Here is a 23,606-nt window from a genome sequence, read left to right as displayed (position 1 = left end):
GCATGAGTACTTCAAAAATGACTATTTCAGACAGCAATATGACTCGCCTTCGTAAGGTGATGTCGGTGATTTCTATTGTGCTGTTCATGAGCTCTGTGATGCTGGTGGCGGTGAAAGGTTTTAACTGGGGCTTGGACTTCACAGGCGGTGTGGTTGCCGAGGTTCAGCTCTCTGATCAAGTAACCAAAGATGCGTTGAAAACAAAACTTGATACCGCTTTCCAACAAGACGTGCAAGTGGTTGGTATGGCAGAACAAGATCGCTGGACAATCCGTTACAGCCAACTGACAGACGCACCGCAGCCAAACCTAGTCGATGCTTTGTCTTCTGTGAGTGACCAAGTAAAAGTGCTCAACAGCAGCGTGGTTGGCCCTCAAGTGGGTCAAGACATGGTTGATCAAGGTGGCTTGGCGGTATTGGTGTGTTTCCTAATGATCATGCTGTACCTGAGTGTACGTTTTGAATGGCGCTTGGCACTAGGCGCGCTTGCCGCGATCATCTATGACGTGACGCTTATTTTGGGTCTGTTCGCGTTTACTCAGTTTGAGTTCAACCTGACTGTATTGGCGGCTGTGTTGGCGATTTTGGGTTACTCATTGAATGACTCGATTATCATTGCCGACCGTGTTCGTGAAATGCTGCGTGGTAATCCAAACGGTGATACAGATAACCTGCTTAACGAATCGGTTAAAGCGACCTTCTCACGCACTATGGTGACTTCAGGTACAACGCTAATCACCGTATCAGCACTTTGGCTACTTGGTGGCGCGGCACTACAAGGTTTCGCTATTGCACTGGTTGTGGGTATTGTCAGTGGCACGTGGTCTTCAATTTCTGTCGGCATCACGCTGCCTAAGCTACTTGGTTTGCAGCCTTGTCACTACCAAGTGAAGCCACCAGTAGAAATTGAGGGTGAGTACCCTTAGTTGAGCCAAGTTGGCTTACTCACGCTATTAATCTAAACCAACAATGACAGCCCCTGAACTCACTCAGTTCAGGGGCTTTATTTTTAAATTAGTAATGATTTTAATGTATCAGCACTATGATTAAATATCATAACTTATAGCTATTGCTATGATTTTTTCGTCATGGCAACATTCACGAAATGAAACGATTCAAAGCGTCAGTAGCGTATGCTGCAACACATAGCAATTTATTAAATGTGCCTTGGTAACCAGTCACTCATAGACATAGTTATATTCAAAATTCACACATATTAATAAATTGAGGCATTTATGACTCTTTCAGTATTTACGTCGCTATTCATAGTGACGCTATTAGGTACTATGACACCAGGTCAATCCGTTATCATGGTTTCACGCAATACATTAGCTAGTGGTCGACTACATGGAGTAGTTACAGCTTGCTCTCATGCTATAGGGGTTGGGATATATGCAGTACTTTCACTCGCTGGGTTGGCAATTGCTCTTAAAAACTCCCCTATATTTTTCAATACCATTGCATATTCCGGGGCTGCGTATTTAGCGTACTTGGGCTATTGTTCATTGCGTTCTAAAGGTGGATTGTCTGACAAGATAGCGGCAGGAAAAAAGAGTACATTATTTGAGTCAGCTCGTGACGGGTTTCTTATCTCTCTCCTAAATCCCAAGATTATTATTTTTTTCCTAGCACTGTTTAGCCAGTTCGTAGTGTATGTAGACCACTTCACCGATCGATTGATCATTGTTTCTGTTCCAGTAATCCTAGATGCCATATGGTACTCATTGGTTGCTTGTTTCCTATCGAGACCAAGTACGATGATAAGACTACGCAAATATGCGGTGACTATAGATCGATTATCAGGGGTAGTTCTTGTTGGGCTAGCTATAAAAGTACTAACTGTCTAACGGTGGCTGAAATGAGCAAATTTGAAAAGTCGTGCTTTTATATTGGAATAATTTTATTTCTGATTGGTGCTGGCATAAGTCTGTGTAAGTGGTAAGCAATAAGTAAGAGAAAGGTTTCTTTCGTTTTTTAGTCGCCACCTTTGCGAGAAGGTGGCTATTTTTTCAATTCTAGCTAATTCTATGTTGGGCTTTATTTTTTATAAGAGTCAAACAGTTACAGAAAAGAGAGCCTATTTCAAAAAACGATGGATTGAGCAGGCAAGCCCTCATGATATGAAGTATGTTTAGATGACGTTCGTAGAAATGAGGCAAGGGAATGGAATATCGACATCAATGTCATGTAGGCGACCATGGTGATGCGCTAAAGCATCCAGTATTGAGTGCTCTGGTTAAATCATTAATGCAGCAACACTCACGCCTTAATGTTATCGACACACATTCAGGTACAGGGTGTTATGACCTCACTACAGCTCCAAGTAATCACGCGGGTGAGTTTGCTGAAGGGGTCGGGTACTTGTGGCGAAACAAGGCTTATCTTCCTCCGGCATTTGCTTCTTTTATGTCGGTGCTGGAATACTACAATCCGAATCAACTTATCTCTCTCTATCCGGGCTCAGCGGCCATCACTTATCAACAAGGTCGTAGCCAAGATAGCTTCTATTTTTCAGACATTCAGCAAGATGAAGCCGACCTATTACAAACTAACATTGAGAAGCTGCAACGCGATCTCGATGTTTCAAGTAAGCTCACCATTACCGCTGGCGATGGCTTGAAAGCACTGCCTGATGACATAGCAAAACACGATAAGCATCACCTGATTGTTATCGACCCTCCTTATGAAACTGATTCTGAATATCTCGCGGTGATTGATGCCTTAGTTAAGGCGTATCAGCAGTCTGAGAAGGTATCGGCCCTGATTTGGTATCCGCTTTACACGGATGATAAGAGCTCATTGATTCTGAACCACTGCGTGACAGCGGTGAAAGATGGCTTACTACCAAGTCCGATTAAGTCGGAGCTTCGCCTTCGAGATCCTAAGGGGGATGATCGCCTGATCGGTAGTGGCTTGCTATTGTTCAACCCACCACAAGGCATCGCTGGAACGGTCGCAGATACGCTTGAATATTTACACAGCCAACTCGCAACTAATGGTGAGGGTTATTGGCAAATGAGAAGTCTATAAATCTGATTTAAATGGGTTTTCTGATTAATTTCTAGACATCACTCGCTAAATCACTGTTATCTATGTGGTTTAAATTGACCAAACGCTAACTTTTATCGATTGATTAATTGCAGTGAATCATTTAAAAATAGAATATCAATGCGCACAGGTGCATACTGGCTCATAAGTTAAATAATTACCCCTAATTAATATCAGATTGTGGTTTACCCCCTAAACTGCATAAGGCTCGCACTAGTCACGCGAGCCTTTCTTTTGCCTGTCGGAAAACTCAAGGCAGCACTATCACTTCAAAGTTCGCTATAAAGCTGGATAATCGATGTAGCCTTTTTCGTTGCCGCCAAATAGGGTGGCGCCATCGAGTTGTGCTAGCTCACTGTCGTTTTGCAGGCGTGATACGAGATCTGGGTTTGCTACGAATGGGCGACCAAATGCGACGAGATCGGCGTAGCTCTTACTCAATACTTCTTCTGCGCGATCTGGTGTGTAACTGCCAGCAACGATGATGGTGTTGGAGAACAACTCTCTTAGCTCAATGCGGAAGCTTTCAGGTATCACTGGCGCGTCATCCCAATCGGCTTCTGACAGGTGCAGATAAGCAATATCACGAGCTTGCAGTGCTTTTGCAGCCTCTAAAATTGTTGGCACTATGTCTGGGCAGTTCATGTCTTTGAAGGTGATGAATGGTGCCAAGCGCACGCCCACTTTATCGGCACCGATTTCTGCAATCACTGCATCAACCACTTCAATCAGAAAGCGAAGTCGGTTCTCACGGCTTCCGCCATAGTTGTCGTTGCGCTTGTTTGAGTTGGTTCTTAGGAATTGATCAATTAGGTAGCCATTGCCGCCGTGGATCTCTACACCATTAAAGCCTGCTTCGATGGCTTTCTTTGCTGAGTTCGCAAAATCTTGAACCACTCGATCGATGTCTGCTTGGGTCATCTCTCTTGGTTGGATGCAATCGACCATGTTGCCGTTGCCATTCTCATCAGAAATCCACACCTGAGTTTCTATTGGAGCCAAAGCTGACGGTGCAATCGGCAGTTCGCCCTTTTGAAAGGTAGGGTGAGACACTCGACCTACATGCCAGAGCTGACAAAATATTACTGCACCTTGCTCTTTGGCGGCTGTGGTAACTGACTTCCAACCTTCGATTTGTGCATCGGTGTAAACGCCGGGAGTGAATGAGTAACCTTGAGAGTCATCAGAGATCTGCGTCGCTTCAGTGATGATAAGCCCGGCACTTGCACGTTGTTGGTAATAAGTCGCCATCATGTCATTTGGTACATTGCCAGGTTGACTAGTACGAGCGCGTGTCATAGGTGCCATAACGACACGGTTTTGCAGTGCGAGACCTTTGAGTTCTGATGTTTCGAATAATTTGTTCATGGTATCTACCTTGTTTTAATTCGGTGTTTTTTAGTTTTTTATTGGGGCGATAAGTCGCGTTATTTGCTTTCTGCTGGGCTGAAAATAGAGTTGCTCTGTGGCTTTTCAGCTCGGTTGGCTTTCGCAATAAGCAGCAAACCAATAACAGGGACAACAACGGCTGCGAATGGAATCATGCCTGCGCCTAGTTGGCTGTCGAGTACCATGCCGCCAAGGAATCCACCAAAGGCATTGGCCAAGTTAAACGCTGAGATATTCGCGGTTGCTGCTAGCTCTTGGCCTTCGCCACCGTTGTTCATTACTCGAAGCTGCATAGCAGGAACATTGGCAAATGATGCAATACCAAAGACAAATGCAGCGGCAACGAATAGGATTTTGTTGTCTACAACAAGGCCAACCACTACCAATGAAACGATCATCGCGATAGCCCAAAACATCGATGCTTTGCCTAAACCTTTGTCAGAAGAGCGGCCGCCCAAGGTGTTACCGATGATTAAGCCGACACCAACAATCACTAAGATCCAAGTTACTGACTCTTGACCGTAACCCGTGATGTGCATGGCGATAGGCGCAAGGTAGCCGTAAAGCGTCATGAAGCCAGACCAAGCAAAAGCGGTGATCGCCAAGCTGATGAGAAGCATTGGATTTTTGAATGCCAACAGCTGAGTTTTGATGTCTTTCGCTTCGCTGTGACCTGAAGATTTTATTGACGTTAAGATTGAAATCATGGCGATGGTGCCAAGTGCTGCCACGGTAAAGAAAGTGGTGTGCCAACCGAATTGCAAGCTCACCCAAGTACCTGCGGGAACCCCTAGAACGTTAGCGAGTGTTAAGCCAGCGAACATCTGACCAACAGCACGACCTGCCATTTTCTCAGACACTAAATTGGTCGCGACAACTGCACCTATGCCATAGAAAGGACCTTGCACTAAGCCTGCGATAACGCGGCTTGCAAGTAGAAGTGGATAGCTTGGAGCTAAGGCTGACAAGATATTGCCGATGATGAACAAAGCCATTAAGCCAATCAGTACCATCTTTTTGTTAAAACGTGCGAGGTAGATGGTTAAGATCGGGCCACCAATAACGATAGCCAATGCGTAAGCACTGATTAGGTAGCCAGCTTGACCTTCGGTGATCGAAAGGGATATGGCAATTTGTGGCAGGATGCCTGCAATAACAAACTCAGCGGTGCCGATGGCAAAAGCTGCGAGTGTCAGTATCCAAACTTGGAATGGGATCTTTTCTTTATGGATCGCTTCTGATTTCATTGTGAAGTACCTGTGTTAATTCTTGTTTGTTAGGACGTTTAGATACACGCCCTAACGATTGTTCTTTGCTTCTTTGCGGAGTGTTAGCCGAGTAGAGCACCGCCATCGATGTCGATGATTGAGCCAGTCACGTATGGGTTATTAATCGCGAGCAGGTAACCCATCGCGATTTCTGAAGCTTCGCCAACCTTGCCTGCGGGTAAATTGTTTTTGGCATTGTCGTACATGGCTGAGCGAGCTGTGTCGTCCATGTTTTTGTAGGCTGTTGTCATGGTTAAGCCTGGGCTTACGGCGTTCACTCGAATTGGTGCGAGTTCTTTCGCAAGCACCTTAGTGACGCTTTCAAGTGCGGCGTTGATGGCTGTTTTTACGTAAGTGCCTGCGACCACTTTGCGTGACAACATGCCTGTGGTAAGTGTGATAGAGCCGTTGGGCTTCATGTAACGCGCAACATGCTTAGCAACGTTTAAGCTGCCCCAAAATTTGGTATCAAATGCTGTTTTTGCATCTTCAATCGCAACGTCTGTCACCTTTCCCGCCGGAGCGGATGATCCCGCTGTCACGACTAAATGATCGAAGGGACCAATGGATTCAAAGTATTCACAAATCGACTTTTCATTGCTGATGTCCACACCTGTATGTCGACTGGCAATGTGTACTGTGTTGTTGTCGTTTCTCAATTGCATCGCTAATTCTTTGCCGATACCTGATGTGCCACCAATGATGACAAAAGTGTGCTTTTCTTGGTTTGTAAGTTCGTTGTTCATGTTCTGAATTCCTGCGTGTTCTGCTGATGGTTGTCATTATATTTATTCGACTAAATTTGATAATTGGCTAAAATATAAAATCATTATTCGGATTAACTGAATAGTAGGAGAGGTGAATGGACAAGTTTTCAGATATGGCGATGTTCGTGAGCATTGTTAAGCATCACGGGTTAGCAGCGGCGGGGCGAGAGTTAGGGCTTTCTCCTGCGACCATGACAGCAAGGCTTCAGGCGTTGGAAGAGCGTTATGGTGTGAAACTGCTGAACCGAAGCACAAGACATGTGTCTCTAACTGACTCTGGGGAGCTGTATCACAAGGCATGTCTGGAAATATTGGATAATGTCAGCGAGGCCGAAAACCTGATTCAAAATGGCGTCAAAGAGGTTAAAGGCCCATTAAAGATTGCGGCACCTAAAGATATCGGAAAGCAGTACATCCTTCCTATTTTGTCGGAATTTTGTCAGCAGTATCCAGATGTGATTCCTTACCTGTATTTGAACGATAACCTATCGAATATCGCCGAATCAGGCATGGACATCGTGATCCGCTACGGCGAGTTGGTCGACAGCAGCTTGATATCCAGACGTTTATCTCCGAGTCGCCGCGTGTTGTGCGCTTCTCCTGAATATCTTGCTAAACATGGAACACCGTTAACACCACAAGATTTGGTTGATCATGCGTGTCTGGCGATGCTGCGCAGCAATGAAGAACTCAAGACTTGGCACTTTCAAGACCATGACACAAAGAAAGCCGTAACGGTTGTACCCAAACGCTTTTCGGACGATGGCGAAGTGATTCGTTATTGGGCGTTACAAGGCGAGGGGATTGCACTGAAATCCATTTTGGATGTGCAAGATGACATCAATAACCAACGCCTTGTGACTTTGCTTAATGGCTACATGAAGAACTTTAACACCTCGACTTCAGTATCGAGCGCCGACTTGAGTGTGGTGTACATCAGCAAGAAATATCAGCCGAAACGTATTCGGCTGTTTTTGGATTATCTTCTTGAGAACTTCATTGGTTTGGTCGAGAGGTCAAGCTGAGAACAATTATTGTTAATTTATCAATAGTGAAGCCCCAATGCTGGCCAGCTTTGTCTGGCGGCAAATGTTTATGATAAGAGGTCTGTCAGTGAAAAGATCTCTTCATCGAAAATGACACCATTCCTCCTCTGTTCGTCACACGTTCGTACTTCATCCATATTGAAATATATCCTCCTATGTAATCCCCTTTTGCTGCTAAAAATAGAGGTCGGAAGGAAAGATCAAGCTGTCTTCTCGCAAGTTTAGGTGAGAGATTGTCCTGTTTTATAAAATATTAATAATCAATGTGTTAGTAAGGAAGCCTTTGAGTTGTTATTTGAGCTTTTTATGATTTAAAGCGCATGTAATTATTCAGGTTTATTAATTCCCTCATCCAGAGCCTGAATAAATCACGACGTCAAAGAAACTCTCGTAGAGCTCTTCTTCTACCCATTTGGTCATTTGTTGTCTTTTTTATCTATTTAACCATCTAATATTTATCAGTTTTTTATTTTTTGTCGCCTTCCCTATCAATGGTGTATCTCTCACAGAATTAAAATACATAAGCCAATAGTTGTGACATTGAATTTGAGATAGATTCTCATTTGGGAACATTCCCGCTAATAAATATAATAATGGAGAAATATAATGAAAAACGTTCTTGGCTTCGTGACCCTTCTTGCTGCTTCTTTTGTTCACGCCGAAGACGCTATAACTTTCCCAACTCAACAAACTACTGAGGTGAATGAGTCGATAGTCTTTCCGACCGTTCAGCATCCAATCGCGTTAGTTGGTGGATACGAAATAGAAAATGGTATTTTGCATTCTCGCACTTACGATTGCGGAATTAATATCAGTGATCTAAACCTATCGGCACAACTTGTCTGGGAGGGTGCGACACCGAAAGTGATGATTGTTGGGGATGACCTAATTATGTGTCGTTCACTGGCTAATAGTCCGTTTGAATTAGACATCAACCCAGTATTGAATCAGCTTCCGAATCACGACCTATATCGTTTAGAGCTCGCGAATCATGTCATCTTGAACCGATAGTTTAAGGAGAAAATATGACCTGTCATTATGTCAATGAGAGTGAAAGTGAGGTCGGTGTTAGCACCGGCCCTACGCGGCCCAAAGTTGCCATTTTCGGTGCTGGGATTTCTGGCTTAGCAGTGGCTCATAATTGTGTAAAACAAGGCTTCGATGTGGCTATTTACGATAAGGAGCTCTACACCGGAGGAAAATGTGTCGGAACGGTGGATGAGGGAGGCATGGTTCATGAGCTTACCCATCGACAGTTTTTCGCCAAAAACTACAACTTGATAAACTTCCTTAAAGAGGTTCCTCGTGAGTCTGGCAATTGTTTAGATTCACTGTATCCCCAGAATATGGTTCAGTTTTCTTGGGCGCAAAATAATAAGACGATACAGTTTCAACGCGGGTACTTTTCCCGCTTTGAAAAGCTATGGGATGACGCAAAGTCTGCTTATTCAATGCTTTATGCTCAAGTTCCTATAAAGGACACGCTTTGGTTTAAGCAAAGGTTACAGAAACCGTATTCGATGGAGGAACTGCTTGGGGTTCCTGTTAGTGAGTTTTTTTCTTATGAGTCTAGGCCTGGACTTGCTGGCTTCCTTCGTTCGGTCTTATTAGGTTGGATTGGAGCAACGGATGATACGCCAGCGTTGGCCATTTTGGATTTGCTCAACAATAAAGATGGAGAACTGCATGCCTCTGCCCCCGACGCGTACAGTTTGGGAATGAAAGAACCGATTAGTGATGCGCTTATTAATCCGTTGACTCACCATCTTAAAAAGCAAGGCGTTCAATTTCACTTAGGCTACAAAGCCAAAGCCATTTATCCCAATAAAAAACGAACTCGGATTGATAGTGTGCTGCTACATAATGATTGTCGTGTCTTAGCTGATTATTACGTCTTCGCGCTTCCCGCTCACGTTATCAAACCTTTATTCTCAGAGATCAGTTCAGTATTAAATTATGAGTATGTACTGAGCCACGGGTTTCAGTTCTATTTCTCTCAAGTCCCTTCGGTATTGAAGAATAGGACGGTGGGATTAGTTCTCGATTCTCCTTGGGGATTGAGTTATCACGTGACGACTCGAAGTACGTCTGAAGGAGAGGTGACATGTCTATCGGTAACAGCGACTGATCTTGATAAGGCGCTCGGCCTCCTTTATCAAAAGCCGATGTTGTCTTGTACAGAGAAGCAGGTAAAGGATGAATTACTGTTCCAGCTTTTTGGGCAATTAGATTTACTCGACCATTCTGCTTATCAAGGTTTCAGAGTTGGTCTTGGTGCGAAAATGGTGACACCTCAAGAATTGGAAACCTTATATTCCGATTACTTTTGTGGCGATGTGGTGACTAATGAGCGTGGGCAATCCCGTTATTGGGTCCTGCAACACGCATTAACTCAGCCAACAGCTCAGAATTCGCTATCAACAACGATGAATAACTTTTCTAACGTCTTTTTTAGCGGTGAGTATCTGTCTGATCCAAGACAAACTTGGCGAGTCCCCGTTACGCTGGAACGATGCATTGAAACTGCCAATCTATGTGCTGCAGATCTGGTTGAGCGTGTCTCTTCTGAACGCGAGGAGCATCGATGAAATCAAGTGTCTATTCTCCTTTATCATCCGGGCTATTTTTACTTATTTGCCTAGTGTACGGCAGTGGCTTCTATCTACTTGTGCAAAGCTCGATTTGGCTTGCACTAGCTCTGACTTTAGTTTTGCCTGTGTTGTTCTGGCCGTTGACAAAACCAGTCGAAAACGCCAGTGAGATAAAGCGAATCCTTGGTCTCGAAATGGGGTTTAACCTACTGTGTTTTATGGCGGTGAGTCAGTGGGTGAGTGTCGAGTATGTCGATAAAGGTTTGGTCGTGTTTTTTGTCCTCCAGTCTGTTGGTTTTGTATTGGTGCAACTCAAAAAGCAGGCCTACCTGTCGATGTTTATCTCGATGGTGCTCGCGGCGACAATTGCGTATTGGGTATATACGGGTGAACAAACCTTACTGTTAGGAGAGGGCAAGATTCTCTTATTTGGTGAAGTGGTTCCTTGGCAATTAAAAGTGATTTATGGCTTTTGGTTAATTCAATTGCTGTTGGTGGAGTATCGCTCAGTTTTGCCGAAACTTACTCTCGCTATCTGCCATATTGCATCCTTTATGATAGCGATTGGTGCGGAGGATTTTTTCCATGCTCGTATCGTGACAGCCTGCCACCTTCTGTTTCTCAGCTTATGTTTCGATTTTAAGCGTTTAGATTGGGGAGGGAAGGACTTTGCTGTATCAAATCGATTAAGCAGCTTTATTCAATTGCCAATAATTAGTAAGTCGCTCTCTGGACTGATTCTGGGTGTCGTTGTTATCACTTATCTCGGAATTTTCTTTATGTAACTTGGTTCCGTTTTTCAATATGGAATGACGTGGGTGTTTAACTTGCCTCAAACTCTCCACGCCATTCCGAGGCACCTCTCTTAACCCATGATGGAGCTCTCGAACTCAACGTCAGCTTAAGGACAGAGTTCATTGAACTGGTTATGATGCGTGCAATACAAGGACGTGATTGGAGAGAGAAATGAAAGTAGTCGGTAACACGGTTATCCAACCTTTTCACAAAGCCACCTGCCACTGTGGTGCAGTTGAACTAGAACTCAGCCTACCCAACGGAATAGAAAAGCCGCGTCGATGTGATTGTTCTATCTGTCGTCGTAGAGGCGCGATTGTTGGCTCTGTTGCGCTTGATGGCATCAAGATCCTCAAAGGTGCAGAGCATCTCAAGCTTTATCAATTCAATACCAACACCGCGAAGCATTACTTCTGCTCAAACTGCGGTATCTATACCCATCATCAACGTCGCTCTAGCCCAAATGAATATGGGTTCAATATTGGTTGTTTAGAAGGGGTGAACCCTTTTGATATTGGAGATGTGGTGACCAATGATGGTGTCAATCATCCTGCTGATCGTTAATTTATTGAGCATTAAAAAGGGAAAGGATTATGTCTGAATATGGAGCGATCATTCGCTGGCAAAAATCAGAAGATGAAGCCTTTAGCGACAATCAATATAGCCGGGGCCATACATGGGAGTTTGATGGTGGCGTTATTGTACCTGCGTCGTCATCGCCTCATGTTGTGCCATTGCCACTCTCTGTTGAAGAGAATGTTGATCCAGAAGAAGCGTTTATTGCAGCACTTTCTAGCTGCCATATGCTGACTTTTTTGGGCATTGCTGCTAAACAAAAGTACGTAATTGAGTCTTACGTTGATGATGCGATAGGTGTACTTGAGGAAGATGAATCAGGCCGCTCATCGGTAACTAAGGTGACTCTGCGACCTGACATTGTGTTCTCAGGCACTAAGGTGCCAACCGCCAAACAACTCGACAAACTGCATCATTTTGCGCACAAAAACTGTTTTATCGCGAACTCGGTCAAGACAGAAATTGTGATAAGAACTGAGATCGTGCCAGAAATCATAGGGTAATCTTTCGTTACGCTTTGTTGTATAAGCTAGGGTGAACAATTATTTGCTGCGGTTGGTATAATACTGAGCCCAAGTGTCGAGTTTCTTATATAGGTTATGTTTAGCGTCCCTTTAAATAGTTTTGTTCATCGTGTGAGTGATAAAGGCCAAGTCATGGCTAATGCAGCTGAATGTGGATGTCAGTTGAAACGAGTTCGCCGTTCACGTAATTGGTTGCTGGTCGCTCAAGAAGATCAACTCGTTGAATTTAAAACGATGTTAACCCACGAAAAAGATGGTTGGATCGTCATTGCGATAGACAAAGTATTGCCTAAACCTGTGGTGTGTTTGGCTTCGCTGCTAGCGGCAACACCCTCGATGACGGTCGCTCAGCTGGTGATGGAGTCTGGATGTTCAATGGCAGAAGCAAGACGTGCCATTGATGAACACGAAGGACTCTAGGCGTATTCGAATAGTGTGAAAAGAGAATTGCAAGCAGCAAAAAGCCCGTAACGATATTGCGCTGGAAAACGTAATATCGTTACGGGCTTTATCATCTGTGCTGCTAAGCTATGCGGCTTATAAAGCGTGACTCGATTAAGAGTTAGCCACTTTTACACGAATCGTGTTTTTGCCAAGCTTAGTCATGTTCAGCTTGTTTAGTGCCGCTTTCGCTTCTTCGTGCTCTGGCATTTCAACAAAAGCAAAGCCTTTTGAGTCGCCAGTTTCTTGGTCTAAAACTAGGCTGCACTCTTTTACTGAACCGAACTCAGAAAATAGCACACGGATGTCTTGCTCAGAAGTAGAGCGCGATAGGTTACGAACTAGAAGTTTCATAATAAACCTTGAATATGAATTTACGCTGGGCATTGTCGCACATTTTTGTGCTCACCCTGACATAATAATTTAAGATCACGCTTGCTTGGTTTTACTACGCAGAGCCAGCGCTTTTGAGTAATCAAACGTGATTATTCGTCGTCGAACTGTTTGATCGTGAACGCGTCTTCGATTCGGTTAAGCTCTTCTTGTTCTTTTACTCGCTTCTCTTCTTGAAGAGTCGCTCTCGTTTCGTTGAAACGTTTTTTCTCGGACTTAGTCAGGAATTTTACAGCTTTTTTGTTGGTCAGTGCGTAAGCAACTACGTCTTCACCTTTTTCTCTGCGGTCGTTTACGCGTTGTGAGAAACGTTCATTGTCGCGAGCTTTACGCTCCGCTGAGGTCAACTTGCTCATGCTTTAAAGCCTTTTCAATTATTCATGGTAGGGAATCTACGCTTAGCGAAACAAATGGGGACTGCTTAGTGTGAGTCTAGCCCATTTGCGTGCTGGTGGCGCATCTTAGCACAGAGGCTTGAGCTTGCAGGTATGCAATTCGCGGGAACAAACAAAACAGCCCACAATTTTCATTGTGGGCTGCGTGCAGAAGTGGCGAAGGCCAGAATCCGAAATGACAATTATATCAAATCTTCTCTATGTATAAGATGACCTCTCCGACTTTAAAGCCGAACTTGGACATCTCAGTTTTGTTGAACAAGCGTTTGTCGTCCATCAAGAACATCCAGTCATCTAGCACCACTTCATAGGTGCTGCCGTCTACTTCAATCTCTAAGTCGTATTTCCAATATAGAGCAGAACCTTGAGTCTCCCCATAAGCGGTTCCAACGACATCGTTGGCAGTCCCAGAGTAGGTGTTTTCGCCAGTTTTCATCAGGTTCCAAACGCGGGTTGATCGCTCGCCATCAGCAAAAGAGAACCACTCTTTTATCTCTCCGTTGTCACCGTCCCAAGTCGCGACCAGTTTGGCATCGAAGCGTCGCAGTAGGTTACCAGAGCGGTCGAGCACCATGCCGTAGGCCATTAGCTCGCCATTAAAAAAGGTTTCAAGCTTGAGCTCTGGCGTAGTGTCGACATGGTCTTCTAAACTTGCAGAGCCACAGCCCACTAGCCAGGTGAGAGAAAAAAATGCCAGAGCGAATTTTATTATTGTTGTTTTTGGATTCATTTGTTCAAACCTAAAAGTTGTTTACGAAGAGCGGGTTCAGAAGTGTTTTCAGATAACCAAATCGCTAGAAAGGCTTCGCCAAATTGTTTGTCTTGAATGATGCCGATCGGTTGTTCATCGAAATAAAAGCGACTCACGTTATCTTCAGCGACACGAATCGTGAGTGTGCTTCCTTCTTCTACGTTCGGCCACATCGCGTACAAGGGTTTCAACCAACGTTGAATGTTGCTGTTAGAGTAGCCAAGCTTGTTCCACTGATCTTCGGTAGCGTCTACGAGGTCTTTGCTATCGATAGAGCGGTAGTACTCAAGTTTTAAAGCTCGTTCAGAGTTGGTTGGAGTCGCGTAGAATTCTGCCGAGTAGAGAGTCCAAAATAGGTAGCTCATTTCACCTTCACCACGTTTGTTTAGATCGCCGACAGCAGAGGCTTTAACGCTTCCGGCGAATAAGAGCGCAGCAAAAATTAACGAGAGAGTGATGAAGCTTAAAAGTGTGTTTTTTGCTTGCTGATGAGGGTGAACAATACCGCGCTCAGGTTTGAACGTTTGTGTCGGTTTGCGTGGATAAGCCATAAGTCACCTCGATATTGCCATTTTAGGTTGTACTAAGTTGGAGTAGGCGGCCACCAGTAAGGGCAACAAAATCCCCCAACTTATTGCAAGGGCAGCAACTACCGATGCATCTGGCCAAGTAGTCAGGAGGGCGCCTGCTTTGATGCCTCCCCAATAACTACTAGTACCTGCTACGAACCCTATGACAAACAAGATCACTTTTGAGCATTTTAAAAGCCAATTTAGGCTGTGGTTAAAACTGATTAAGAACATGATCCATAGGCAAACAAGCCACACTGGAAACCACGATTGATTAGCAATTGCAGAGTCGACGGCAAACACGCCGAAGTGAAAGAAGAGGCTATCAAGTAATAGCCCTAATGGTAATAAGATGAGTATCTTAAGATCGCTACTGCGAGTCGGTGATAGGAGGAAATGAACCACTACAATCAGTGGTGTGACGAACGGGGCTTGCGCGGTAAAGAAGGCACTGCAAACCCAGGTCGCTTGAAACAGTACGAGATTAATAATCCAAAACCGTTTCATCTTTTGCTCCAAAGTAACGAGGTTTTCTTGCGACTAAATGGTGAGTACTGATCACTCGCTCTTTGAATGCACCTTCACAGTAACAGAAGTAGAAGATCCATAAGCGCTTAAACTCTTCTGAATAGCCGAGAGACTCTAGTTCTTCCCAACTATTTTCAAAGGCGATGTTCCAGTCGTTAAGCGTTCGAGCATAGTGCAGACCAATGTCGTCAATTTCTTGAACCACAAGATCTGTACTAGTCGCAAGGTGTTGGGTCATCACTGAAACCGAAGGTAAACAGCCGCCGGGGAATATGTACTTCTGAATAAAGTCAACGCCCTTACGGTATTTATCGTAACGGCTGTCAGCAATCGTAATTGCTTGAATCAGCATCTTGCCTGAGGGCTTAAGTAGCGACGAACATTTTTCAAAGAAGGTTTGTAGATATTCATGGCCGACCGCTTCTATCATCTCGATAGAGACCAACTTGTCATACTCTCCTGTAAGGTTGCGATAATCCTCTTTAAGCAGGGTGATTTTGTCGGTTAAACCAAGTGCTTTGACTCTCTGTTCTGCAAGTGCGTGTTGGGCATCTGAGATTGTGGTGGTAGTGACATGACAACCGTAGTGTTGCGCCATGAAGATGGCTAAGCCACCCCAGCCAGTGCCTATCTCAACCACGCTATCCTTCTCAGACAACTCTAATCGCTCACAAATGGTTTTCATTTTGTTCTGTTGAGCTTTGGATAGGGTTTGTGCATCTTCGCTGTAGATAGCGGCAGAGTACTGCATCGAGCTATCTAAGAAGCGCTCATACAGCTCGTTGCCAATATCGTAGTGGGCGAGAATGTTGCGCTTGGAGCCTTGTTCGGTGTTGGCATTCTTACGACGCAGCAAGAGGTTTTTGATGCGAGAAATCCACTGTGTCTTGTCATCAAGTTCATCCAATTGGGCTTGGTTACGAGCCATGATTTGAATCACACGCGTCAGATTTGGACTGGTCCATTTGCCATCGATATAGGCTTCAGATGCCCCAATGCTGCCGTTGATAACGACATCTCTAAAAAAGGTCGCATCATGAATCACGATTCGACCTTTCAGTTCGGCTTCTCGATCACCAAATACTGAATGCTGGTCGCGCTCAATGATCTCAAGCGTCGCGAATTGTAGGCTTTCTAAAACCTTGAAAATTAAAGCTCGATATTTACAGTTGCTTGAAACAGCAACGGCTTTAGCTTGTTGTTCAATATTGTTGTTTTGTTTGGCAAGCTGTTCCATGTAAACCTCGCTGATAACTCATTCTAATATTTTGTGCCAACTAAGCTGAGTTTTGCTCCTTGATTGGAGCGAACCTAAGCTAGAATTGATTTCTGTTTTAAGCGCTTAAGATGTTGAGTCTGGATGCGCCACAAACGGTACTTTTTTCAGGAATAATTTGAGAGCCTGATAATAAATTCCCATCACGACTTTTATGGTCATAGCCGGAATCTTGAATACCGTTCGTCTAATGTTTGTCTTGGTTACTGACTGTTTGGTCAGGGCCAGTGTCGCATCGAAAAGCTTGTTGTCTCGGCGGCTTTCGATGTGAACTAACGTGCGTTTCGCTGGTGGCTTAATCTTCCAAAAATAAGTCATGTTCAAGTCCATAAACGGCGAAACGTGAAACTCTTTTTTTACCTTCAATTCTTGTTGCATGTTGATCAGATAGTAGTGTCTTTCTCGCCAAGGCGTGTTACTCACTTCTGCCAACATGTATTTACAATCTCCAGTTTCGTCATAGCAGAAGAAACAGTTGATGGGGCTGAAATAGATGCCTAAACAGCGGCACTGAGCCAGCATCGTCACACGGTTTGATTCAGACCAAACACCACCAAGTTGTTGCACTTTGGAAGCTATACGTTGCTTAAGTGATTTTGGTTCATCCGTAGTGACATTTACTTTTTTTTCAGCGAGATAATCCGATTCGACAAAGCGAATCGGGTTGAACCAACGAGTTCCAAACAGCGCACTGCGCGCTGTGGTTTGGGGCAGTTCGTCAAGATCGAGCCCCATCATATACAGTTGATAACTAAACTCATGTGTGATGTTGCCAAAGCGGCGATGTCTGACGTTTCCCCAATAGATACCGCTGAGTTCTTCACTCTTTTCGGATGCGGTCCCCATCTCGGGTGTCAGGGTTTGACTGTTCATAGCGCTGAACTCGAACTCAAATCTAAACCGAAGCGTTTGGTCACATCGAGTGCACTGTGGACACCGTCTTCATGGAAGCCGTTATACCAATAAGCACCAGCAAAGTGCGTCTGGTTTTTGCCACAGATTTGCTCACGCTTGTGTTGAGCTTCGACCGTGTTCGAGTTAAGTACCGGGTGATGATAAACAAAGCTGCGAATGATTTTTTCTGGGTCGATGGCTTCGTTTTGATTCAAGGTGACACAGAAGGTGTCTTGGCTTTCGATGCCTTGCAGAATGTTCATGTTGTAAGTGACACAGGCTGGTCGTTTACTGTCGCCATCCAACATGTAGTTCCAGCTTGCCCAAGCCAGTTTTCTGTCTGGTAACAAGCTAGTATCGGTGTGCAGAACCACTTCATTGCGGCTGTATGGGATCTCGCCCAGTACCTGTTGCTCTTGTTCTGTTGCATCACCAAGCAGACGTAAGGCTTGGTCTGAGTGGCAAGCAAAGATTACTTCGTCGAAGTCTTGTGTGCTGCCATCTTCAAATTCAATCGTGACGCCCGTTTCTTGGCGAGTCACTTGTTTAATCGATGTATTCAGTGCAACAGGTTTACTCAAGCGTGAAAGGATGATTTCAACGTAAGAACGCGAGCCTTTTGGAATCACATACCACTGAGGACGGTTAGCAATATCAAGCAGGCCGTGGTTGTAGAAGAACTGAATAAAGAATTTAAGTTCGAACTCTTCCATCTCTTCAAGGCTTGTTGACCAAATCGCAGCACCCATCGGTAAGATGTAGTGCTGGCTGAAAAAGTCGGAAAATTGGTTATCGCTTAGGAAGCTGCCTAAGGTAACATCCGGTGTGAACTCATTGCTTTCGAATTGAGCCTTACACAGTTTGTTGAACTTAAGAATGTCAGATACCAAAGACCAGAATTGCGGCTTGAAGATGTTACTCCTTTGCGCGAATAACGAATTAATGCTGTGGCCGTTGTATTCAAACTTGGTGGTGGTGTTGTGGACGCTAAAGCTCATTTCAGTGGGCTGTCTTTCAACACCGAGTTGTTCGAGTAGCTGATTGAAGTTTGGGTAGGTTCGATCGTTGAATACGATGAAACCTGTATCTATCGAAAACGCCGAGCCCTGATGTTCAATATCAACAGTCGCGGTGTGTCCCCCAACATAATCATTCTTTTCGAATACTGTTACGTCGTGGTGCTTATCTAATATGTGCGCGCAAGTGAGTCCAGAGATGCCTGAACCAATAATGGCTATCTTCTTCATTGTTATACCATCCTCGAAGCGAGTTTTTGCCAAACTGGAGTTGGAAGCATTCTTAATAGCTTCATCAACATGATGAATCGTCTTGGGAAATTGATTTCACTCTTTCCTTGAGCAATACCATTTACAATTCGCTGAGTGGCGGCCTCACTACTAATAATCATAGGCATAGCAAACGTGTTTCTCTCGGTTAAAGGCGTTTCAACAAAGCCAGGGTGCACAATTGAGACATGAATATTGTGCTCGGCCAGATCAACCGACAGTGTTCTGCCTAAGTAGGTGAGGGCTGCCTTTGAAGCGCCATAAGCCTCGGCTCTTGGCAAAGGTAAAAAGCTGGCGCTGGAACTTACTAAAACCAAACGGCCGCCGGGCTTGATGTTTTTTAGCCAGGCTTTAAGGGCGTAGCCAATTGAAATTAGATTGATGTTGATGACGCGCTCGAAAAGCTCAGCATCAAAATTCACTGGGTCGTTGATGTATTCACAATCACCCGCATTTAAAATCAGCAGATCGAGCGGCTTGTCTTGGTCGAGCTCTGGGAAGTTGTGGTAATCGGTCAGATCGAAACAGAGCGGTGTAATGGATGAATGCGCGATGTCTGTTTCGTGCGAATCAACTAAGGCTTGCAGCTTGTCTGGATTACGGCCACAAGCAATCACCTGATGCCCTTGCTGAGCGTAATCTTTAGCAAGGGATTGGCCGATACCTGAGGTCGCGCCTGTAATCATAATACGCATTATCTGCTCGCTCTCTTTTTGATGGATTTAATCGCGCAGCCCAGTACTGGAATGTGTTCGTACAACATAGAACCGACGTCGAGGTAATCTCTGTGGTAGATCACTTGACCGTCGAGCATCTTGAGATGACTGTGTCCTTGTACTTCGATCGGCTTTTGCCCATTTAACTGCTTGTGAGCAAATTGCATCGTCCAATAAACAGAAGCTTCGTTGCTCGCTTCGAAAGTGTGTTCAATGTGGAAGTAACAGCTCGTCACTTGGGTGTAGAGGTTCTCAAAGTAGTGGGTAAGCGCAGAAATACCGCTGACATGGTGCAGCGGATCTTGGAATTCAATATCAGGGTGATAAACCGTCTTCAGCACGTCGAAATTGTCGGTTCCGAGCTCTCGATACATGTTGAGAAAGTTATCAAGCCATAGAGAGTTATCCATAATATTCGCTCTAATTATTTGAAGAAGGCTAAGGCTCTCAATCGTGCTTCTTTGTGCTCAACGATGGGGTGCCAGTATTCGCTGTCTATCCCGTTTTTAGCGATAAAGTCATGTGGAAAATGAACATGCTTATCTGGGATGTTTTGCAGCTCTGGTATGTACTTACGAATAAAAATTCCTTTTGGATCAAACTTTTCACTCTGGGTGATTGGATTGAAAATTCGAAAGTAAGGTTGAGCATCACAGCCAGTACTTGAAGCCCATTGCCAGCCACCATTGTTGGCGCTAAAGTCACCGTCGATAAGGTGCGACATAAAGAAACGTTCGCCCCAACGCCAGTCAATAAGCAGGTGCTTGGTCAGGAAGCTTGCCACTACCATTCTTAGCCTGTTGTGCATCCAGCCCGTTTCGAGCAATTGACGCATGGCCGCATCAACCAATGGATATCCTGTTCTTCCTTCGCACCAAGCTTTGAAGCTAGCATGGTCGGGATACCAATCTAATCCATTGTATTTTTGCTGAAAGTTTGCCCCTTTAACCAGTTTAGGATGGTGGAACATCAAATGCTTATAAAAATCTCGCCAAATCAATTCATTGAGCCAAGAAAAGGCCGGCAGTTGAGTATCAAACAACAAATCCGGTTGCTGCTGAATCAACTGAATCGCTAGCCAACGTGGGCTCACAGCGCCAATCGCCAAATAAGGGGATAGACCAGACGTGCCTTTTACCGAGGGAATGTCTCTCAGACGCGCGTAGTCGTTGACTTTATTGCCTAAGAAATTGGGAATCACATTGCCTAATACATCTTGGCTTAATGGCCAGCGACTTGAGTCAACACGCGGAAAGTCAAAATCATAGTCAGCGGAGATTCTTGAAGCTTTTAAGTCGTCAGGAAGTTGTAATTGTGGACGCTGAGTTTGTTGAAGCTGTGTTTGTTGAAGCTTAGCGGGCACGATAGGAGCTGGGCTACAGATGATGCCTTTCAACTGAACTTCTTTTAACCACGCGTTCTTAAATGGCGTAAAGACTTTGAACATCTCGCCCTGTTTATTCAGCACGTTACCCAATGGCAGCATAACGTCGCAGTCGCTGATTTGTAGATTCACACCGCATGATATGAGTTTTTGGTCGCGAGCTTGTTCATCTACCTCAGGCTCTGAATTTGCGTATACGCACTTCGCATCAAGTTGTTCGTATAATTCGATGAGCTGTTGGGCTTGGTCATCAAAATCACTGGCTTTGAGGTGCAGTAATGAAATCCCAAACTCAGCGAGTTGGGATTCGAGCTGTTTTAGGTGACGATAGATGAAATCGGCTTTGATTGGTGCAAGGTGGTGTTGCTGCCATTGCTGCGGTGTTGAAATAAAAACGGCGATAGACACGCCGTTTTCAACTGCCGCGACGAGCGCTGGGTTATCGTGAATCCTCAGGTCTCGTCTTATCCATAGAATGTTGCTCAATATCCGTATCTCAGTTTAAGTTCTTGTGGGTGAGGGTTTAGGTAAACCTGTGACTCCAAGTACTCGTTTGGGTATTCCATTAGGTAGTGGTTTATCAACGTTAGGGGCACTAGCAGTGGAATTACGCCCTCTCTAAATGATGCAATCTGATTGGTGAGCTCTTGCTTGTGCGTGCTGCTCAATTGCTTCTTAAAGTAACCTTGTAAGTGATGCAAAGTATTGGCGTGACTGCCTCGATTGGCGTGATGCGATAACGCCGTCATCAAGCCTTCGATGTATTGAGCCGCCAATTCGTCAATCTCTAACTCATTACCTGCTAACAGTTTGCCTAAGCTTTTGTAGCTCTCAACGTGGTGACACATTACCAAGTACTTGTGTGCACTATGGAATAGGATCAGCTTGTGTTTGGTCACACCTTCATCAACGAGGTCGAGCCATTTTTGATAGGTGAAGACACGAGTCATGAAGTTTTCACGCAAAATGGGATCGTTTAGGCGGCCGTTTTCTTCAACGGGAAGTAACGGATTAGCGTCCATAATTTGTTGGGTGAACATGCCTACGCCAGTCGATTCAGAGCCGCGACCATGGTGGTGGTACACTTTCACTCGCTCCATGCCGCAAGTTGGGCTCTTTTGGCAAACAATGAATCCAGCAATGTGCTGGTTGTTCTTCGAGTAGTTTTGACCGAACTCGATCAGCTCGTTGGTCACATCACCTGAACCGTCTGGGCGAGAAACATGAATGATGTCATCCAGCATTCTTGTTTGACGAATAGTAGGTCGAGGAGTTGGAAGGCCGACGCCCATTTCAGGACAAACCGGTTCCAACTCTACGTAATCTGCAAGATCGTCTGTGCAGAAACGCGAACGTTTGTGCCCAGTATCGAATCGAACTTTATGACCGGCGACACATGCACTGATGCCTATTTTTATTTTCTTATCCATTGGTCAAATCCTCACGTTCATTGCTCTTTGTTCTTATTGTGTGTGTTGTTGCTTATTTCGTGCTGTTTTAGCTCGGTTTATATCATTTTCTCTAGCCAGCTTCTCAAGTCTTGTGATGAAGTCAGTAAACGTTTCTAAGCTAATAAATGTATTTACCAAGTGGGTTGAAAAGTTGGCTCACACCTTTAGTGAAGTACAAGGCATCACTTGAGACGGTCAAGCACACACAACCTTCTTTGGTCGCAGGCTGGTGAGTGTGATTGCCATCTAGCCAGATGAAGTCGCCTTTGTTGTAGACGCCCATTTCGTCTTCGAAGCTACCCTCTAAAAGAAGTGTTATCTCGAAGCCTTTATGGGTGTGGCAAGGCACTTGTCCATCTTTATCGATATGCAACAAACTCGTGTGGTGTGCTTCATCATCAAAGTCGAGTCTTGCGCGTGAAATTTTGCCGAGGTTCATCCAATCTTTTCTCGCCACTGAATTGAGAGCGCGAGGGATAGTGAATGTGGTATCTGCAACGGAAACTTGCTCTACCTTTGGCTCAACTTCCACTGACTGAGATAAATCAGCAGTAATCTGCTCAATTGCATCAAAGTCGAAATCCATGTCGTCCATTGAAAAGCCGTCTGACTCTTCGTTCGCGAACGCAGGTTCTTTATCAAAGGCATTGTTCGCTGCTTCGGCCGTTAGCTGTTTCACTTTCTCTTGGCAGTGTTCACATAGCTCTACATGGCTCGACACAATTAGAGACACTGAGTCAGCAAGCGTGCCGTCAACAAAGTCTTTCAAAATTGCTTCGTTAGGGTGATGTTTAATCATGGCTTTGTTCCCCCATGTGAACCTTAAGTTTGGCTAAGGCGAGTCTTAGACGTGATTTCACGGTTCCAAGTGGGACGCCAAGTTGTTGTGCAAGCTGTTCTTGAGAGAGCTCTTGAAAGTAGACTCCTTTGACAATGGTTTTCTGAGCCAGAGGCAACTTTTCTATTTGTGTCATTACGTGTCGGCTCATCAAATGATCGCCAAACGGTAATTCATCACTTTGAGATTCCGCAACCATCGCGTCAATAGGCCAGATGTCGTCTGCGATTGTCTGTTCCGCTTTGGCTTTCACTTTACGTAACATATCAAACGCAGCATTTCGCATGACGGTGTAGACCCAAGTCGTCGCAGCGCCTTTGTCTTCGTTATAAAGATGGGCTTTCTTCCAAACGTTGGTCATGGTGTCTTGAACTAGCTCGTTTGCAGCAGCTTCACTGCCTAACTTACTAATTCCGAAACGCTTTATCTTAGGAGCAAAGAACTTGAACAAACAGGTAAATGCTTGCTTGTCTCTGTCTGTACCAACCAAGATCAACCAATTTGAAAGCTCTGCTGGAACCTTGGATTCGGTCGTTGTTTTTTTGTCTGGGATAATGACATGCTCCTTGCCTTTCCCTGAACTTCTACTTTCGACTTGCATAGTAAATAACCATCATGCGAATTTGAGTGGCACTACGTGAAAGGAGAAAGTCGGGATCACTTTAATTTAAATTAATTTC

At 44.7% G+C, this 23,606-nt stretch carries 27 protein-coding genes; 10 read left to right on the top strand and 17 right to left on the bottom strand.

The features are described 5' to 3' along the window. The first annotated feature begins 2 nt into the window (after positions 1–2). The 3 genes from secF to rlmJ all read left to right on the top strand — a co-directional run bounded on the left by secF (position 3) and on the right by rlmJ (position 3,030). Positions 3–926: a protein translocase subunit SecF gene (secF, locus tag ATB74_RS01015; RefSeq protein ID WP_060980858.1), complete on the top strand. Its 924-nt coding sequence runs from the start codon at positions 3–5 to the stop codon at positions 924–926. A gap of 309 nt (positions 927–1,235) precedes the next feature. Further along, positions 1,236–1,847 (top strand): LysE family translocator, encoded by a 612-nt coding sequence (locus ATB74_RS01010; RefSeq protein ID WP_061015886.1) that lies wholly within the window; start codon positions 1,236–1,238, stop codon positions 1,845–1,847. A gap of 316 nt (positions 1,848–2,163) precedes the next feature. Beyond that, a complete protein-coding gene (gene rlmJ, locus ATB74_RS01005; protein ID WP_061015884.1) occupies positions 2,164–3,030 on the top strand; it encodes a 23S rRNA (adenine(2030)-N(6))-methyltransferase RlmJ in 867 nt (288 codons plus the stop codon). A gap of 297 nt (positions 3,031–3,327) precedes the next feature. Here rlmJ and ATB74_RS01000 read toward each other — a convergent pair whose 3' ends face one another. The 3 genes from ATB74_RS01000 to ATB74_RS00990 form a co-directional block, all read right to left on the bottom strand. Then, positions 3,328–4,416, bottom strand: a complete 1,089-nt coding sequence (locus ATB74_RS01000; protein ID WP_061015882.1) for an alkene reductase — start codon at positions 4,414–4,416, stop codon at positions 3,328–3,330. A 59-nt stretch (positions 4,417–4,475) separates the two neighbouring features. Continuing rightward, entirely contained in the window at positions 4,476–5,684 is a 1,209-nt protein-coding gene (locus ATB74_RS00995) for an MFS transporter (RefSeq protein ID WP_061015880.1), read from the bottom strand. An 83-nt stretch (positions 5,685–5,767) separates the two neighbouring features. Then, positions 5,768–6,451, bottom strand: coding sequence for an SDR family oxidoreductase (locus ATB74_RS00990; protein ID WP_061015879.1), 684 nt, complete (start codon positions 6,449–6,451; stop codon positions 5,768–5,770). A gap of 116 nt (positions 6,452–6,567) precedes the next feature. Here ATB74_RS00990 and ATB74_RS00985 point away from each other — a divergent pair, with 116 nt between their 5' ends. The 7 genes from ATB74_RS00985 to ATB74_RS00955 all read left to right on the top strand — a co-directional run bounded on the left by ATB74_RS00985 (position 6,568) and on the right by ATB74_RS00955 (position 12,424). Further along, entirely contained in the window at positions 6,568–7,497 is a 930-nt protein-coding gene (locus ATB74_RS00985; RefSeq protein WP_061015877.1) for a LysR family transcriptional regulator, read from the top strand. Positions 7,498–8,124: 627 nt separating this feature from the next. After that, entirely contained in the window at positions 8,125–8,529 is a 405-nt protein-coding gene (locus ATB74_RS00980; RefSeq protein ID WP_061015876.1) for a hypothetical protein, read from the top strand. Between the two features lie 14 nt (positions 8,530–8,543). Continuing rightward, entirely contained in the window at positions 8,544–10,106 is a 1,563-nt protein-coding gene (locus ATB74_RS00975) for an NAD(P)-binding protein (protein WP_061015873.1), read from the top strand. Next, positions 10,103–10,894 (top strand): hypothetical protein, encoded by a 792-nt coding sequence (locus ATB74_RS00970; RefSeq protein ID WP_061015871.1) that lies wholly within the window; start codon positions 10,103–10,105, stop codon positions 10,892–10,894. Before ATB74_RS00975 ends, ATB74_RS00970 begins: the two co-directional genes overlap by 4 nt. Positions 10,895–11,075: 181 nt before the next feature. Beyond that, positions 11,076–11,468 carry a GFA family protein gene (locus ATB74_RS00965; protein WP_017070209.1) on the top strand — a complete coding sequence of 131 codons (393 nt, stop codon included), beginning with the start codon at positions 11,076–11,078 and terminating at the stop codon, positions 11,466–11,468. Between the two features lie 29 nt (positions 11,469–11,497). Beyond that, positions 11,498–11,983: an OsmC family protein gene (locus ATB74_RS00960; RefSeq protein ID WP_061015870.1), complete on the top strand. Its 486-nt coding sequence runs from the start codon at positions 11,498–11,500 to the stop codon at positions 11,981–11,983. A 96-nt stretch (positions 11,984–12,079) separates the two neighbouring features. Continuing rightward, positions 12,080–12,424: a ribosome recycling factor family protein gene (locus ATB74_RS00955; RefSeq protein WP_061015868.1), complete on the top strand. Its 345-nt coding sequence runs from the start codon at positions 12,080–12,082 to the stop codon at positions 12,422–12,424. Positions 12,425–12,559: 135 nt separating this feature from the next. Here the strand turns inward: ATB74_RS00955 and ATB74_RS00950 are convergent, their stop codons facing one another. From ATB74_RS00950 to ATB74_RS00885, 14 genes are all read right to left on the bottom strand, one after another. Beyond that, entirely contained in the window at positions 12,560–12,799 is a 240-nt protein-coding gene (locus tag ATB74_RS00950) for an RNA recognition motif domain-containing protein (RefSeq protein WP_017057644.1), read from the bottom strand. A gap of 131 nt (positions 12,800–12,930) precedes the next feature. Next, positions 12,931–13,194 carry a hypothetical protein gene (locus ATB74_RS00945; RefSeq protein WP_017061275.1) on the bottom strand — a complete coding sequence of 88 codons (264 nt, stop codon included), beginning with the start codon at positions 13,192–13,194 and terminating at the stop codon, positions 12,931–12,933. 226 nt (positions 13,195–13,420) lie between these two features. Then, positions 13,421–13,963, bottom strand: coding sequence for a DUF3833 domain-containing protein (locus ATB74_RS00940; protein WP_061015864.1), 543 nt, complete (start codon positions 13,961–13,963; stop codon positions 13,421–13,423). Then, complete coding sequence (locus ATB74_RS00935; protein WP_061015861.1) at positions 13,960–14,535, bottom strand: chalcone isomerase family protein; 576 nt, start codon at positions 14,533–14,535, stop codon at positions 13,960–13,962. The genes ATB74_RS00940 and ATB74_RS00935 overlap by 4 nt, the downstream gene beginning before the upstream one ends. A gap of 3 nt (positions 14,536–14,538) precedes the next feature. Beyond that, complete coding sequence (locus ATB74_RS00930; RefSeq protein ID WP_048663953.1) at positions 14,539–15,060, bottom strand: DUF2878 domain-containing protein; 522 nt, start codon at positions 15,058–15,060, stop codon at positions 14,539–14,541. Next, the gene (locus ATB74_RS00925) at positions 15,038–16,318 is read right to left on the bottom strand and encodes an SAM-dependent methyltransferase (protein ID WP_061015859.1); all 1,281 of its coding nucleotides are present in this window, start codon (positions 16,316–16,318) and stop codon (positions 15,038–15,040) included. The genes ATB74_RS00930 and ATB74_RS00925 overlap by 23 nt, the downstream gene beginning before the upstream one ends. Positions 16,319–16,423: 105 nt before the next feature. Continuing rightward, positions 16,424–17,230, bottom strand: a complete 807-nt coding sequence (locus ATB74_RS00920; RefSeq protein WP_061015856.1) for a DUF1365 domain-containing protein — start codon at positions 17,228–17,230, stop codon at positions 16,424–16,426. Further along, positions 17,227–18,498 (bottom strand): NAD(P)/FAD-dependent oxidoreductase, encoded by a 1,272-nt coding sequence (locus tag ATB74_RS00915; protein WP_061015854.1) that lies wholly within the window; start codon positions 18,496–18,498, stop codon positions 17,227–17,229. Before ATB74_RS00915 ends, ATB74_RS00920 begins: the two co-directional genes overlap by 4 nt. Positions 18,499–18,500: 2 nt before the next feature. Continuing rightward, the gene (locus ATB74_RS00910) at positions 18,501–19,232 is read right to left on the bottom strand and encodes an SDR family NAD(P)-dependent oxidoreductase (RefSeq protein WP_061015852.1); all 732 of its coding nucleotides are present in this window, start codon (positions 19,230–19,232) and stop codon (positions 18,501–18,503) included. Beyond that, positions 19,232–19,663, bottom strand: a complete 432-nt coding sequence (locus ATB74_RS00905) for a nuclear transport factor 2 family protein (protein ID WP_061015851.1) — start codon at positions 19,661–19,663, stop codon at positions 19,232–19,234. Before ATB74_RS00905 ends, ATB74_RS00910 begins: the two co-directional genes overlap by 1 nt. A 14-nt stretch (positions 19,664–19,677) precedes the next feature. After that, positions 19,678–21,123, bottom strand: a complete 1,446-nt coding sequence (gene phrB, locus ATB74_RS00900; protein ID WP_061015849.1) for a deoxyribodipyrimidine photo-lyase — start codon at positions 21,121–21,123, stop codon at positions 19,678–19,680. Then, complete coding sequence (locus tag ATB74_RS00895; RefSeq protein WP_060980880.1) at positions 21,120–22,067, bottom strand: YbgA family protein; 948 nt, start codon at positions 22,065–22,067, stop codon at positions 21,120–21,122. The genes phrB and ATB74_RS00895 overlap by 4 nt, the downstream gene beginning before the upstream one ends. A gap of 139 nt (positions 22,068–22,206) precedes the next feature. After that, positions 22,207–22,887, bottom strand: a complete 681-nt coding sequence (locus tag ATB74_RS00890) for a ChrR family anti-sigma-E factor (RefSeq protein WP_061015847.1) — start codon at positions 22,885–22,887, stop codon at positions 22,207–22,209. Further along, a complete protein-coding gene (locus ATB74_RS00885; RefSeq protein WP_060980882.1) occupies positions 22,880–23,527 on the bottom strand; it encodes a sigma-70 family RNA polymerase sigma factor in 648 nt (215 codons plus the stop codon). The genes ATB74_RS00890 and ATB74_RS00885 overlap by 8 nt, the downstream gene beginning before the upstream one ends. Positions 23,528–23,606: the final 79 nt, after the last annotated feature.

The sequence above is a fragment of the Vibrio splendidus genome, from assembly GCF_001557875.1.
Lineage (GTDB): Bacteria > Pseudomonadota > Gammaproteobacteria > Enterobacterales > Vibrionaceae > Vibrio > Vibrio splendidus_F.
The sequence above is the reverse complement of the archived record's forward strand: the minus strand, read 5'-3'. Positions and strand labels throughout refer to the sequence as shown.